11 protein-coding genes are annotated in these 13,662 nt (G+C 64.5%); 5 read left to right on the forward strand and 6 right to left on the reverse strand.

Annotated elements, in window-relative coordinates:
- Window positions 1–2: 2 nt before the first annotated feature.
- On the reverse strand, window positions 3–2,756 hold the full coding sequence (locus HMPREF2678_RS04770; RefSeq protein WP_070551139.1) for a hypothetical protein: 2,754 nt from the start codon (window positions 2,754–2,756) through the stop codon (window positions 3–5).
- A 136-nt stretch (window positions 2,757–2,892) separates the two neighbouring features.
- Window positions 2,893–3,810, reverse strand: a complete 918-nt coding sequence (locus tag HMPREF2678_RS04775; RefSeq protein ID WP_070551141.1) for an NUDIX hydrolase — start codon at window positions 3,808–3,810, stop codon at window positions 2,893–2,895.
- 740 nt (window positions 3,811–4,550) lie between these two features.
- Between HMPREF2678_RS04775 and HMPREF2678_RS04780 the strand changes: the two genes are divergently transcribed.
- Genes HMPREF2678_RS04780 through HMPREF2678_RS04800 form a run of 5 tightly spaced genes read left to right on the forward strand, consistent with a single transcriptional unit; the run spans window position 4,551 to window position 8,876 of the window.
- Window positions 4,551–6,245 (forward strand): CCA tRNA nucleotidyltransferase, encoded by a 1,695-nt coding sequence (locus tag HMPREF2678_RS04780; RefSeq protein ID WP_371325833.1) that lies wholly within the window; start codon window positions 4,551–4,553, stop codon window positions 6,243–6,245.
- Window positions 6,242–7,096, forward strand: coding sequence for a hypothetical protein (locus HMPREF2678_RS04785; protein WP_070551145.1), 855 nt, complete (start codon window positions 6,242–6,244; stop codon window positions 7,094–7,096). Before HMPREF2678_RS04780 ends, HMPREF2678_RS04785 begins: the two co-directional genes overlap by 4 nt.
- Window positions 7,097–7,864, forward strand: coding sequence for an AzlC family ABC transporter permease (locus HMPREF2678_RS04790; RefSeq protein WP_083303421.1), 768 nt, complete (start codon window positions 7,097–7,099; stop codon window positions 7,862–7,864).
- Window positions 7,865–8,266 carry a branched-chain amino acid transporter permease gene (locus HMPREF2678_RS04795; protein WP_051879596.1) on the forward strand — a complete coding sequence of 134 codons (402 nt, stop codon included), beginning with the start codon at window positions 7,865–7,867 and terminating at the stop codon, window positions 8,264–8,266.
- Between the two features lie 49 nt (window positions 8,267–8,315).
- Window positions 8,316–8,876, forward strand: a complete 561-nt coding sequence (locus HMPREF2678_RS04800) for an NUDIX hydrolase (protein ID WP_070551147.1) — start codon at window positions 8,316–8,318, stop codon at window positions 8,874–8,876.
- A gap of 15 nt (window positions 8,877–8,891) precedes the next feature.
- On the opposite strand, the gene HMPREF2678_RS04805 is transcribed toward HMPREF2678_RS04800, so the two are convergent.
- The 4 genes from HMPREF2678_RS04805 to HMPREF2678_RS04820 all read right to left on the reverse strand — a co-directional run bounded on the left by HMPREF2678_RS04805 (window position 8,892) and on the right by HMPREF2678_RS04820 (window position 13,594).
- The gene (locus HMPREF2678_RS04805; protein ID WP_070551149.1) at window positions 8,892–9,905 is read right to left on the reverse strand and encodes a bile acid:sodium symporter family protein; all 1,014 of its coding nucleotides are present in this window, start codon (window positions 9,903–9,905) and stop codon (window positions 8,892–8,894) included.
- A gap of 112 nt (window positions 9,906–10,017) precedes the next feature.
- A complete protein-coding gene (locus tag HMPREF2678_RS04810; RefSeq protein WP_070551151.1) occupies window positions 10,018–11,490 on the reverse strand; it encodes an MFS transporter in 1,473 nt (490 codons plus the stop codon).
- Window positions 11,491–11,577: 87 nt separating this feature from the next.
- Entirely contained in the window at window positions 11,578–12,660 is a 1,083-nt protein-coding gene (locus tag HMPREF2678_RS04815; protein ID WP_034972656.1) for a nucleoside hydrolase, read from the reverse strand.
- A gap of 4 nt (window positions 12,661–12,664) precedes the next feature.
- Entirely contained in the window at window positions 12,665–13,594 is a 930-nt protein-coding gene (locus HMPREF2678_RS04820; RefSeq protein WP_070551153.1) for a ribokinase, read from the reverse strand.
- Window positions 13,595–13,662: the final 68 nt, after the last annotated feature.

The raw sequence follows: 13,662 nt of genomic DNA on the forward strand, positions 1-13,662 counted from the left end.
GTCTAGTTTTGATCCTCGTCCACGGGCCGCGGAACGGCCTTCAGGGGTTCAGCCTTCAGGGGTTTAGCCTTGGCGCTCCGGGAGCTACGCCCACCGCGCCGATCCCACAACATCTTGCCCGCCGCGCCGATGCCCAGCAGAACGGCCGCGATGATCGCCAACCCTCGTGCCGACAGTCCCGGTACGGACTGCACGCGCAGCTCCACCGGGTCGGAGATGCGGGTTCCGTCCTGCAGATCCCCCGCACCATCGTGGTTGGCGGTGGCCAACCACAAAGACAGGTTGACCTGCTTAGAAGTATCCGCGATGTCTGTAGTCAAAGACCAGGTGATGGAGCCCTTCGCCGGGATCGTCGACGAGTCCGCGGAGTCCGTGTGGACGGTGACGTCGGTATCGGCGTCAGAAGAATAACCAACAACCGCAGTCACCGGCAGGGGCAGACCGTTGCGGGCGACGACCAACAACGGCGAGGAATCGGAGGTGCGCGTGAAGACGTTGCCGGGCGGCAACAGGCTGATAGAGCGGCGCAGTTGCGTGGTGACCTGCTCCACCCGGGAGACCCTGTTGCGGAGTTCCTCACGCAGGATGCTGGAATGGCCGTGGTCGCGCTTGCGGTAGGACGATACGCCGCGCAGGAGGTCGGCGAACAAGGGGCTGGTGAAGCCCTCGCGGGTCAGCGCGATAGTGCCATCGTTGTGCATAAACAAGGTGAGTTGCCGCAGGTCACGCGCAGTGTCGGTCAGTGCGCCGAGGTACGGGGTGGAATACGCCCCAGGGTCTGAATATGGCAACTGGGTGGTGCCGGCAGCCGCGTCGGGGAGGTCGATCCCGCGGGGCTGCACAGCCTCGGACAGCGGGGCGGGGCGGGCAGAGCTGTCATCCAGGCGCTGGCTGATGGTCTGCAGGAAGCTGGCGGCCTGGGACTTGTTGACAGACCACGCCGCGGGCGGGACGGCCAGGGTGGGTCGGCCGGAATCGAGCTCTAGGTTCAGCACTGCCTGGGCGGTGGCCATACGCGCTGCCGAACTATCCTCTTCGAGGTTAAAGCGCAGCTCAGGGTTGGAATATGCGGACACTTCCGGGTCCTCACCGGTAGCCTTGAGCACGGTGCCGAGGTCCGCGGAATACTGCAGCGCTGTCGCAGTTGTGCCCTGGGCGCCGGGTGGGGTCGGTAGGTTCACCAGGCGCTGGTTCCACTCTTCATCGCTCGGGCTGGGGGTGGGGTTGGGGGTCGTGCCGTGCTGCGCGTCGGTCGGGGAAGCGGCCGGGCGCTCTACGGTCACGGTGTTGTCCGCCACCAGAGCCGTCACATGTCCAGCCTGCGGAATCGCCGGTTCGCCCTGCACAGTCTGCTCGAAGCGCTGCGATGCGTCGGCTTCCACCGGCCGCACCTTGTCCGGAGATTTGGTGATCCCCGCCGCCAGAACCTTCTGCGTCTCCGGGGAAACATAGCCGGAATCGGGAACCACGACGTTCTGCATCGGCATCACGCCGAGGATCCGTTGGATCACGCTGGGCCCCATCCCCAGCGCGCGCACCCGCAGCCAATCAGAGTCAACCTGCGCCAGCGCGTTGATATCCGCACCCGCGTACGGCAGCGCCACCGAGCAGTTGTTCTGCACGACTTCTCGCAGGTCATCGACCCATCGCTTGGCGTCCGCGTTGCCCGGCTTGTGCTGCGCGTCGGGTTCCTTGCCACCGAGGATCTCGTCCCACGAGTCGCGCAGCCGTTTGGGTTCCTCGACCGGGTCGGGGGCCTTGTCCCCCACGAAGTAGCCCTCGGCCAGCCTATTGACGGTATCCAGCAGCTCCGGGTCGATCGCAATGCACGTTGCCTGCTTCAGCTTCTTCGATTTGGCCTCGCGGTACGCATCCAGCAGTCCGCGCAGCCTGCCGCCGTCGGCAACCTCTTTCGCCAGCTGGTCCTTCGTCAGGAAGGCGGGTCGCCGCTTGGGCGCATCGCCCGTCTGCCCAGGAGCCATATAGGTCTGCCCAGCCAGCGGATAAAGCACCGTTACTGGGGTGCTGGGTTGTTCTTCTTTTCTTTCGGACGCCCCCACGGTCAACGTAGTTCGCGTTACCGCCAGGTACTGCACGCCGGACTGCCCCGCATCCTCCGGGTTCGTATCCTGGCCGCTCAGGCTAAACAACAGGGGATAAGCGCCGGGTTCTTTAAAGGCATTGGCGGGAATGGTTAGGGATTGAGCCGAAGGGGCGTCATGAGAGTCCGCACCGAGCGGGAGCGTGACCTGCACCTCGCGCGATTCGCCTGGGCCGAGGATGCCGTCGAGCTGCAAAGGCTCGCTGCGGAGGGCGTACTCCCCCTGGTTAGCGATCTGCGCGACACGCACCTCGGCCGACGTTGCGGCGGTGCGATAGTACAGAGTGAGAGAGAGGTTGCTCAGCGCGCGCGGGCGATCGTTGCGGATGCGGAGGGTATAGGTCTGGGACGCTGCGGGGTCTTGAACCTGTGCGCCGTGGGCTTCGGCGGGCGCGATGTCGGTGATCTCCAGGCGGACATCCTGCTTCGGATCCGTCGAGCGGGCCAGAGGGTTCGCCCAGGTGGAATCCTCGTGCGCATCGGGTCCGGAGGGGTCCGGCGTTGTGATTGGCCGCGACTTCTCGGCTTGGGCGGCGGGGTTTGAGTTGGCGTCCGAAAGAGGAGCAGCAACAACCGGAGCGACCGGAAGGGCAGAAAGAGCGCAGAGCGCAGTAGACACACCAAACGCCGCGAAGGCGCGGGGGAATCTAGACATGGCGCTCACCTTTATGCACAACTACATGCTTACCTAAGTTCTACTAGTTCTAGCAGTACTAGAACTGCTGGCCGTGCTGGCAGCTTGACAGCCCTACTAGTTTTAGCAGCCCGACCTGGCGATCGGTTAGCGATCCCTAGCGTGGCGTGGCTCGGCCTGCATCGGCCTCCGCGCGAGCCAGATCCGCGAGACTGTCGAAGGCCTGGCGGGCAAGGCGGCGCTCGTCGGCGTAGGCAAGATGCTCGATTAAGCGGTTGACGGGCAGCCAGCGGACCTCAGTGACTTCTGGATCTTCGTCGTTCAGATCGCCATCGACATAGCGAAGCAGGTGGTGGTGGACGGTTTTGTGGATGCGGATGCCCTCCGAGACAAACCAATAGTCGATGGTGCCGAGGTCTGCGATGACTTCTCCGGCTACGCCCGTTTCCTCCCACACCTCACGCTCGGCGGTGGCGTGCTGGGATTCATCCGGTTCGATGTGGCCTTTCGGCATGGACCACAGCAGCCTGCCGCGGCGGTCCAGGCGGCCGATCAGCGCCACGTAAATCGAGGAAAAGTCCACGTCGCCGTTGGGTTGCACGGCCTCCGCCAGGCCAGATAGCACTAGGCCGCCCGCGGAAGTCTCCACGGAGGTCGGGAGGTTCGAGTGCTCGTCGAAGGAGTTGCGGCGCGGGTTCTGGCGGTTGCGGTTCCGATTCCGCTGGTTGCGGTTGCGCTGGTTGCGGGGGTTTTGGCTGCGGGGGTTTTGGCGGTTGCCAGAGCCGGAGCTCTTGCCGCCGTTGGCTCCCTTGGCTCCCTTGGCACGGTTTCCACTGCTGTGGTTTCCGTTGCTGCTTTCATTTCCGCCCTTGCCGCGGCGGGACTGGCTTTTGCCCTGACTATTACCCTGGTTATCGCTGCTCTGGCCATTGCTTTGGCGGTTGTTCTGGCCACCATTTTGGCTGTTGTTCTGGCTATTTTTTTGCTGCTGATTGTGGCCAGAGCGGTGCCTTCTTCTGGGACGGCGGCGCCGGCGGCGGGGCGTGCCGTTTCCGGTGCTGTCGTTTCCATTCATTCTGATAACGATAGCCGGTTCCTTGCACAATGTGGAACTGAATTTGTAACTAGCCAGTGTGCGGCCGACGTTTCGGCCGGGGCGTTAGGTGCCGATGGAGCTGTGAGTGCGGAAGAGAGCCTCGATATAGCAACCTCTTCCCCTCTGCACCCCTCCCAGCTGCCCCAAATGTCGTTAGAACGGGAATTGGTTGTTGACAATTAATGTCGATTTTGCAAAATGCCTGGTCAGAGCGTTGTGGAATTGCGGTCCTTTAGGATTCGCTCTGCAGATTCCCGATCTAGCGACATTTGCGGTTGGATCGGGAGTTGTTGCGGGGCCACATTCCCGATCTAACGACATTTCGGGCGGGGAGAGGGGTTTGGGCAGGGTCTGGGGCAGGTTCTAGGGTGGGGTTGAGGGAGGGGTCGAGCAGGCTTGGGGGGACTCGGCAGGACTAAATGTCGTAAAAGCTGCAAAACGTTAATGAACACAATTTGCAAATATGTAAACGTGCAGGTCAGAGAGTTTCTTGCGTAGTCGCTGGGAGGCGGAGAATTACAAACTGCAACTTTTCCGACATCTGTCGTTTTTGTTGCACTGCTCATCCAATACTCAAGGGGTGGATGTTAATGGTGGGTCGGGTGAGAATCTGGGTGAGTAGGAGTGGGGCCAGTGGGTCGGGTGAGAATCTGGGTGAGTTGGAGTGGGACAGATGGGGCTGGTTGGCTCGAAACCCCGGGCTAGTAGAATCTGGCAGCGTGACAAACGCCGCCCACTCCCCCGCAAACCAGGAATCCGCCAAGGCACAGAAGCCCAAGGCACAGAAGCTCAAGGCGCAGGCCGAGGCACAGGCACAGAAGCTCAAGGCGCAGGCCGAGACGCAGGCTAAGCAGGCCACGCCTGCCACCCAGGCACAGCAGGCCCAAGCCCCGGAACAGCCGCGCACCGTCGACGGCATGCTGCAGGAGGCCTTCACCTCCCTGCGCGCGCTCGACCGCGACCTTCTGCCGCTCACGCAGGCCTTCCACGACGCTGGGCACAGCCTCTACCTCGTCGGCGGGTCTGTGCGCGACGCCCTGCTCGGGCGCCTCTCCCACGACCTGGACTTCACTACCGACGCCCGGCCGCAGGCCATCGTCGACATCGTCACGCCCCTGGCAGAAACAGTGTGGGACACGGGCATTGAATACGGCACCGTATCTGCGCTGGTCAAGGGTCAGATCCTGGAGATCACCACCTTCCGCGCCGACCAATATGACGGCCAGTCCCGCAACCCCGAGGTCTCCTTCGGCGACAGCCTCGACGGGGACCTCATCCGCCGCGACTTCCGCGCCAACGCCATCGCGCTGGAACTGTCCCCTGACGGAAACCACCAGCTCCGCGACCCCCTCAACGGCCTCGAAGACCTGCAGGCCGGAGTGCTCGATACCCCGGACAGCCCGCAGATCAGCTTCAACGACGACCCGCTGCGCATGCTCCGCGCTTGCCGATTCGTTTCGCAGCTAGAGTTCGGCGTCACAAAAAGAGTCAAAGAAGCAATGACGGCAATGAGCGAACAGATCAGCCGCATCACCGTCGAGCGCGTGGCCGTTGAGCTGAACAAGCTGATGCTCGGCGCGGCGCCGTGGGTGGGGCTGGACCTGATGGTCGAGACCGGGCTGGCCGACCACGTGCTGCCGGAGCTGCCGGCGCTGAAGCTCACGCAAGACGAACACCGGCAGCACAAGGACGTGTACTGGCACTCGCTGATGGTGCTGCGCAACGCCGTGAACCTGGAGGCCGAACGCGGCCTGGAGCCTTCGCTGGAACTGCGCATGGCCGCGCTGCTGCACGACATCGGAAAGCCCGACACCAGGGCTTTTACCGAATCCGGCGCGGTGACCTTCCACCAGCACGAGGTCGTCGGCGCGCGCATTACCCGCCGCCGCCTGCGGAAGCTCAAGTACTCCAAGCAGCACGTCCAAGACATTGGCCAGCTGGTGTTCTTGCACATGCGCTTCCACGGCTACGCGGACACTCAGGGCAGCGGTCCGAGGCAGGATGCTCCGCGCGGCGCCGGCGAGAAGGACAACAACGAATCCACCTGGACCGACTCCGCGGTGCGCCGCTACGTCAACGATGCGGGCGAGCTGCTGCCACTGCTGCACCTCCTAGTCCGCGCGGACTGCACCACCCGCAACCAGCGAAAAGCCCAGAGGCTGCAGCGCACTTACGATAATTTGGAAAAGCGTATTGAACAGCTGCAGGAGCAGGAGGACCTCGCCGCCGTCCGCCCCGACCTGGACGGCAACGAGATCATGCAGATCCTGGGCCTGAAACCCGGTCCCGATGTGGGCAAGGCGTGGGCCTACCTGAAGGAACTGCGGCTGGATCGCGGGCCGATGGAACGCGACGACGCCATCTCCGCGCTGAAGCAATGGTGGGCCGAGCAGGAAGGTGGAACGCAGAAGTGACCGCGGATCAGCTAAGCGACGGCTGGGACCAGAGCCAAGACCAGAGCCGGGACCAGCAGCTGCCGTTCGACGTGCAGCCCGGCGACGTGATATTCCAATCCCCAGCCGCGGTCGTCGACCCGGCCGGCTTTGTCGATTCCGCCGATGTTACCGTCGATGACCTGCAGAAATTCATGTCTGTCTTCGGCAACGCGCCGGGCGTGCTGGCCGAGCCGGGGTTGCCTGGCGCGGATGCGCTGCTGGTGCTGGAGGTGCAGGACGGCGCTGAACCCGGCGCGGAACCCGGCACGGACGGCACGGAACCAGGCAGGGACAGCGCAGAGTCCAGCACGGACGGCGCCACGATCATCGCGGTCCAGCTCGGCCTCATGAGCAGCGAAGCCGCCGCCAACCACATGCCCGCCCTCGCGGACCGGCTCACCAAGCCGAAGGTTTTCTTCATCGGCGGCAACCAGGAACCCGTCGTGCTTGCCGTCGGCCTTCTAGACTCTGATCGTTTGGAGCTGGACGCCACCCCAACCCCCGCCCCCACACGCTTCGGCAAGCGTGGCCAATTTCTGCTGATCAGCACTGCCGAAAGCGCACCCAGCGTGGATGAGCAGGTCGCGGAGGTTGTCGGTCACGTGGATCCTTCCATGCTGCGGGGTCTGCGACTTTTCCACAGTTACGTCCGCCTGGAGGTAGAGGACCTCCGCACCTGGGTGGAAACCGGGCTAGTCGGCGTGCAGGCCGCAACCGCCGAGGATGTGTTCACGGACCGGCCGGCGGAGACGTGGCGTCAATTAATGAAGAAGCGCCCCTTCCCCGACAACCTGTTCGTGACCTGGGCGAGCCACCCGGAGCGCAACTAGGTGAGCCAGCACAGCGCAGACCAGCACAACGCAAACCAGCACAGCAACCGCGCCTGGCGCGCCGGAATCGCCGACGCCTGGCCCGTGGCCCTGGGCATGGTGCCGCTGGGTCTGGCCTTCGGCCTGCTGATCACCCAGGTCGGCTTCGCGTGGTGGTGGGCGCCGATCTTCTCTTTTGTCATCTACGCAGGGTCGATGGAGTTCCTGGCGGTCTCCTTGGTCACCGGTGGCGTGGGGCCACTGAGTGCCGCGCTGTACGGATTCCTGGTGAACTTCCGCCACGCCTTCTACGCCCTGAACTACCCCATCGCCCAGGTCCGCGGCTGGCTGGCCAGGGCTTATGGCATCTATGCGCTGACGGATGAGACGTACGCGATCCTCGCCGCCCGGCGCGACGCGAAGTGGTCGACCGCCCGCGTGATGGCGGTGCAGATTCTGCAGCAGGCCGGCTGGGTCGGCGGTGGCCTGATCGGTGCGTGGTGTGGCAGTGCCCTGCCCTTCGAGATCCAGGGCATGGAGTTCGCACTGATCGCCCTGTTCGCGGTGCTGGCGATCGAGGCGTTCGTGAGCTTCAAGGACCTTTCCCTGCCGATTGCGGCTGCGCTGTGCGGCGCGGTCGGCCTGCTGGTCTCTCCGGACAACATGCTGATGATCGGCATGAGCCTCTACTTCCTCAGCCTCATCGTCCGCTTCCTGTGCCCGCCGCTGGATCGCGCGCTGCGCCTGAAGGTTGGCGCGGATAACGCTGCCTCCCGGGAGGTGGAATAGATGGCTGCGCCCGCCACCGGGTTCTCTGCGCCTGCTGCGCCCGCCGTTCACCTGCACGCCGCCGCCGGCCTCCCCGAGGGCGTGCAGCTTGGCCCCACCTTGGCGATCCTCGGCGCGATTTTCCTGGTCACCCTCGCCCTGCGCGGCTTGCCTTTTGCTGCTCTGCGTTTCTTCCGCGAATCCGACCTGGTCGCGTGGCTCGGCCTGGCCATGCCCGTCGGAGTGATGACCCTTCTGGTTGTCTACACCGTCTCCGGCCAGGCCGACGCGCCGGGTGGTTTCACTGCGGTCGGCATCGCGCTGGCCTTCACCGTCGCGCTGCACCTTTGGCGCCGCTCGGCCACGTTGTCGATCTTGTTGGGCACGGTGCTGTATCTGGTGCTGGTGAACCTTATTTTTTGACGCCCCCTCCCCCCGCCGCCCGCAGCCTCAGCACCGTAGAATGGCGCCCATGCCGACCCCAGATTTCATCGTTGAACTGCGCAAGAAGATTGGCCACGACGAGCTGTGGCTTCCCGGCGTGACAGCTATCGTCATCCGGGACGTACCGGAGGATGCGCCCATCTGGGCTGTTCCAGAGGTGCTGCTGGTCAAGCGCGCCGACGACGGGCAGTGGACCCCCGTCACGGGCATTGTCGACCCGCGGGAGGAGCCGCACCTGGCGGCGATCCGCGAGGTACGGGAGGAAACCGGCCTGCACGTGCAAGTGGATGCGCTGCTGGGAGTGGGGCAGGTCGGCCCGGTCGAGTACCCGAACGGGGACGTCACCAGCTACGTCGATACGACCGTCCGCTGCACCGTGATCCCGGATCTGGAGACCGGCGAGTTCAACGATGAGCCGGTGATCGGCGACGACGAGTCTACGCAGGTGGGTTGGTATTCGATTTCCCAGATGCCGCCGATGCAGCCGCGCTTCCGCCTGGTGATTGCCGACGCGGTGGCGCAGCTAAAGCACCCGGCGGGTTTCCGCCCGCGCATGGGTTACGTCAAGCGCCTGCAGAAGCCGGAGTAGCCAGCTAGCGCGTGCCTACCAGGTGCGCGCGCCTACGGTCTTCCCGCCCTCCGGGAAGCGCGCGGCGTAGGAGCTGGCGCGCATGGAGCAGATCACCAGTTGCACCTGGTGGAAGATCATCAGCGGCAGGATCATCATGCCTAGGCTCGCCCCGCCGAACATCACCGCCGCCATCGGCAGCCCCGAGGCCAGGGACTTCTTCGTGCCCGCGAACTGGATCGCCACCTGATCTGCGTAGTCGAAGCCCAGCTTCCGCGAGGTCACACTGGTAACGCCCAGCATCACATGCACCACTGCGATGGACCCCAGCACCAGGCCCAGAATCGTCAGCCAGCTGACGGAACTCCACACGCCAGAGACAATGCCTTCCGAGAACCTGACGTACACCACCAACCCGATCGAAATCTGGTCCACCTTCTTGGTCGCAGGTGTGGCCGCGAACTTAAACACCCACCGGCGCAATAGCTGGCCGATGGCAAACGGCAACAGCAGTTGGATACCGATGTCGAGGAAGGTGGTGGCGTCAATATGAAAGCCTTCCGAAGAAGACATCAGCAACAGCACCAACAGCGGCGTGAATAGCACTCCCAGCAGGCTAGAGACGCTAGCCGCGACAATCGAGGCGGCGACGTGGCCGCGTGCGATGCTGGTGAACGCGACCGACGATTGCACCGTCGACGGCACGAGGGTGCAGAAGAGAATGCCCAGGTAGAGTTCGTTTCCGACGACCGCCTTCAGCGGCATCATCGCCACGCCGATCAGCGGGAACACCACGAAGGTAAACGCTATGATCAGCAGGTGCAGCCGCCAGTGCATCAGGCCTTTGAGCGCCTCTTGCGGCGACAAGCGCGCACCGTAGAGGAAAAACAGGAACGCGATGGCGACCTTCGTGATGATGCCAGCGACATCCGCCGCCTCGCCGCGCACGGGCACGACCACCGCTGCCACGACCGCGATGACGATCAGGACGATGAGGAAGTCCGGGCGGTAGTTGATCACGCGCTGCCACAGCGACTGTTTTTCTGCCATGTGTCTCTATTTTATTGACGCCCCCGTCCCCGCAAACCGCAACCGTCCAAAAAGTCGCAGGCGGGGTGGGGTGGCGCGCCTGAGCGTGGCGCCGGGTGCGCCTGGGTGGCGGCTAGACGATGGCGCGGTCGAGCTCCGCGACGGTCTGCTTGGGGATCAGCGAGGCTACGGCGGCAGCGATGCCCAGGATGACCGCGGCGGCGATGAATGCGGTGACATAACCCGCGACAGAATCCGAACCCTGGGGCGAACCAGCGACCTGGAATACCGGCAGGATAGCGAAGGACACGCCTGCGCCGAGGTTGAAGCCCGCGGAGTTCATGCCCGGCAGGAAGCCCTCGTTGTCCTTCGGGGAGTTCACCACGCCCAGGTTGTTGATGACGATGTTGCCGATGCCCGCGTAGGTGATGCCCAGCAGGATGACGGCGATGATCAGTACGGCCAGGGACTTCACACCAACGAAGGCGAGCCCCAGCATGAGCACTGCGCTGGCGAGGTTGGCGATGATGACCAAACGGCCGTAGCCGATCCTAGGTGCCCAGCGGCCTGCGAAGGGGCCGACGGCCCAGCCGATCAGCGCGTAGGGGGTCAGCAGCCACAGGGAGGCCTTGTCTGCCTCCAGGCCGAAGCCTGCGTCCGGGTTCTGTGCCAAGGAGATAGCCACGCCGTTGACTGCCGCGAACACGCCAGTCATGGTCAGCACCGTAGTGGCCAGCAGCGCCCACGTGTGGCGGCGGGCCAGGTACTTCGGGGCGACCAGCGGCTGGTCATGGCGGCTCTCGTACTTCCAGAAGGCCACGAAGACCGCCGGGCCGATGATGAACATGGCGATGACGTACAGCCAGTTCGCTGCCCCGGCCTTGCCGGCCTCGTTGACGCCCAGCGTGATGCACAGCACCGATACCACCAGCAGAGCAGCGCCAACCCAGTCCATCTTCACGTTGTCTGAGGGTTTGGATTCCGGCGCGCCGAACGCGACCACCACGGTGGCGATGATGCCGATGATGGCGATCAGCCAGAACACGGAGCGGAAGCCGTGGTTCTCTGCCAGCCAGCCGGCGAGGATCACGTCGATGCCCGCCACACCACCGTTGATGGCGGCCAGCAGACCCATGAGGGTGCCCAGACGGACCTCTTCCTTCACCTGACTACGCAGGATAATCAAGGTCATGGGGATCGTCGGACCCGCGATACCCTGCATGGCGCGGGCGACCATCAGCACGCCAATGTTGGGCGCCAGCGCGGCGATAAGACCGCCGAGGGACATCACGCCCAGCATGATGACCAGGATCTTGCGGCGACCGACAATATCCGACAGGCGGGGCAGGAACAGGCCGCACATTGCGCCGCCGGTGAAGAATGCGGTCTGGGTGAGGCCGGTGGCGGCCTCGTCTGTGTTCAGCTCGCGGGCCATGGTGGCCAGCACCGGGGAAAGCATGGAGGCGTTGAGCTGGAAGGCGACTGCCGCGGTGATGAGTACCGTCATCAGCAGGCCGATGCCGCCCGGGCGGGAATCGACCGGATCCGGCGAAGCGGCCGCGGTCGCGCCGGGCTTTGGCGTAGAGGAAGGATTGGTGGAGTTCATAAGCGGCTCCGATTCAGCGCCAATTGAAAGTCAATTGGGATTTTCAGTAGTTGCAGCTAGAACTCTAAGCCATGAAGGCGCGCCTGACTAGAAGCCGGTGTTGCCGATGCGCTGCAGTGCGTCGATCAGCAGAGTCCAGAAGCGATCCGCATCCACATCCACCGCCACGCGGGTGCGCAGGGAATCAGCCGCGCCGACCGCGCCTGTGCCAGCTTCGGCTGCGCCTGCTGTGCTTGCTGAAGTGTGGGCGTCGAAATCAGAATCATCCGCCGTGCCCAGAGCAGTCGGGTCCTGCCCTCCTGCCTGGCTGCCCCAGGTGCGCCGCAGGTCGACGACGGTCGCCCCGCGCGTGAGCTCGCCCTGAGTCTCCACGTCGATCGGCGCCAAAATCGTGCGCACGACCTGCGGATCAGCCACCGCCGCTACGGCCAGCGGGTCGTGCATCGGCGGGCCGGGGTAGTGCCGTTCCTTCATGTAGGCCGCGCCGAAGAACTCCACTAGTTCCGCGATGAACGCAGCCACGTCGGTGCCAACTTCCGCCAGCTGTGCCATCCGCTCGGGCGTGGCCAGCACCTTGTGCGTGACGTCCAGCCCGACCATCGTGACGGGCCAGCCCGCGCCGAACACGATCTTCGCGGCCTCCGGGTCAGCCAGGATGTTGAACTCGGCGCTCGCGGTCATGTTGCCCGCGTGGTGCGCTCCGCCCATCAAAGTGACGCCACCTACGCGTTCCACCAGCTCCGGGTACATGCGGGCGAACAGGGCGATGTTGGTCAGCGCGCCCGTCGGGACGATGGTGACGGCACCAGGTTCGTTGTCGCGGATGATGTCCGCGATGAGGTTCACCGCGTGGCGCGGATCCTGGGTGGCGCCGGCGGCGGGCAGCTGGGGGCCGTCCAGGCCGCTGTCTCCGTGGATCTCCTCGGGGATGATCTGCGGCGCGACCAGCGGCCGATCCGCTCCGGCGGCGAAAGGAATGCCAGTGATGTTGCCGACCCGCGCCAGCGCTAGGGCGTTTTTGGTGACCTTCTCTAGCGTTTGATTACCCGCAACCGTCGTGACCGCCAGCAGATCCAGGTCAGGGTTTCCCCAGGCCAGTAGCATCGCGATCGCGTCATCGTGCCCCGGGTCGCAGTCCAGAATGATTTTCTGTGGGCTGTTGGCAGTCATGTCTCTATTCCTCTCCCAGTCGGCGGACTTCGTTTTCGCTGGCGTAGCTAACCGCCGCACCTCGCTTCTGTGTGGCCAGGGCTCCTGCGGCTGCACCTAGCGTGCAGGCATCCACCAGGGTCTCCCCTTGCGCCAGCGCGGCCGCGAGGGTGCCGCAGAATGCGTCGCCCGCCCCGGTGGTGTCGACCACGCGATCAACGTGGACGGCTGGAATGTGGACCGGTTCGGCGTCCTTTTCCAAGATCAGCGCGCCGCGCTGCCCCAAAGTAATCACCACAGAGCGCGCAATGGTGCGCAGGCGATCGGTGAGCTCTTCAACGGGCGTGCCGGGGGCTTCGCCGAGCACCGCGGCGGCCTCGCCCTCATTCAGCACCAGCGGGTCGGCGGCGGCCATCAGGTCGGGGTCGCGCGTGGTCACCGGCGCGAGGTTCAGCACCAGCCGCGAGTCCGAATTCGCCACCAGCTTCGGCAGCTGCGCGCTGTGCTCGGGGGTCAGTTCGCCTTGTGCCAGAACGATCGGAACGGGTCCTTGACGGCGCAGTTCGTCAACGGTTTCGCGCTGCTGGGCGGGGCTGACCAGCTCGTTTGCGCCCGAGGTGACGATGATGATGTTCTCGCCGCTGGGGTCGTTCATGATGAACGCGCGCCCCGTCGGCTGCCGACTGATCACGATGTAGTCGGTATTCACGCCGTGTTCTCGCAGCTGCTTCAGCGCGAGCTCGCCCTGCGGGTCGTTGCCTACCGCAGACAGAAGGACGGTATTGACGCCCATGTGTGCGCACGCTGCCGCCTGATTAGCGCCTTTGCCACCGAGAGCCTCTATGCCGGGTTTTGCGATGGTCGTTTCCCCTGGTTGCGGGAAGTTCTGGACGGTGACGAAAGTGTCGACGTTGGTGGTGCCGGATACGACGACGGTGGCGTTAGAGTCTCTCATGGTTCCCCAGAATACTGGAGAATACTGGGTTAGCTGGCGCGGTAGAGCTGGGTAAGGCCTGCGCGGTA

Source organism: Corynebacterium sp. HMSC058E07, from assembly GCF_001809885.1.
GTDB classification, from domain to species: Bacteria; Actinomycetota; Actinomycetes; order Mycobacteriales; family Mycobacteriaceae; genus Corynebacterium; species Corynebacterium macclintockiae.

Coding starts and splice junctions, on each gene's coding strand:
- HMPREF2678_RS04795 (WP_051879596.1), top strand. CDS start 7,865: ATGGCTGCGCCCGCCACCGGGTTCTCTGCGCCTGCTGCGCCCGCCGTT.
- HMPREF2678_RS04800 (WP_070551147.1), top strand. CDS start 8,316: ATGCCGACCCCAGATTTCATCGTTGAACTGCGCAAGAAGATTGGCCAC.
- HMPREF2678_RS04815 (WP_034972656.1), bottom strand. CDS start 12,660: ATGACTGCCAACAGCCCACAGAAAATCATTCTGGACTGCGACCCGGGG.
- HMPREF2678_RS04810 (WP_070551151.1), bottom strand. CDS start 11,490: ATGAACTCCACCAATCCTTCCTCTACGCCAAAGCCCGGCGCGACCGCG.
- HMPREF2678_RS04775 (WP_070551141.1), bottom strand. CDS start 3,810: ATGAATGGAAACGACAGCACCGGAAACGGCACGCCCCGCCGCCGGCGC.
- HMPREF2678_RS04820 (WP_070551153.1), bottom strand. CDS start 13,594: ATGAGAGACTCTAACGCCACCGTCGTCGTATCCGGCACCACCAACGTC.
- HMPREF2678_RS04770 (WP_070551139.1), bottom strand. CDS start 2,756: ATGTCTAGATTCCCCCGCGCCTTCGCGGCGTTTGGTGTGTCTACTGCG.
- HMPREF2678_RS04805 (WP_070551149.1), bottom strand. CDS start 9,905: ATGGCAGAAAAACAGTCGCTGTGGCAGCGCGTGATCAACTACCGCCCG.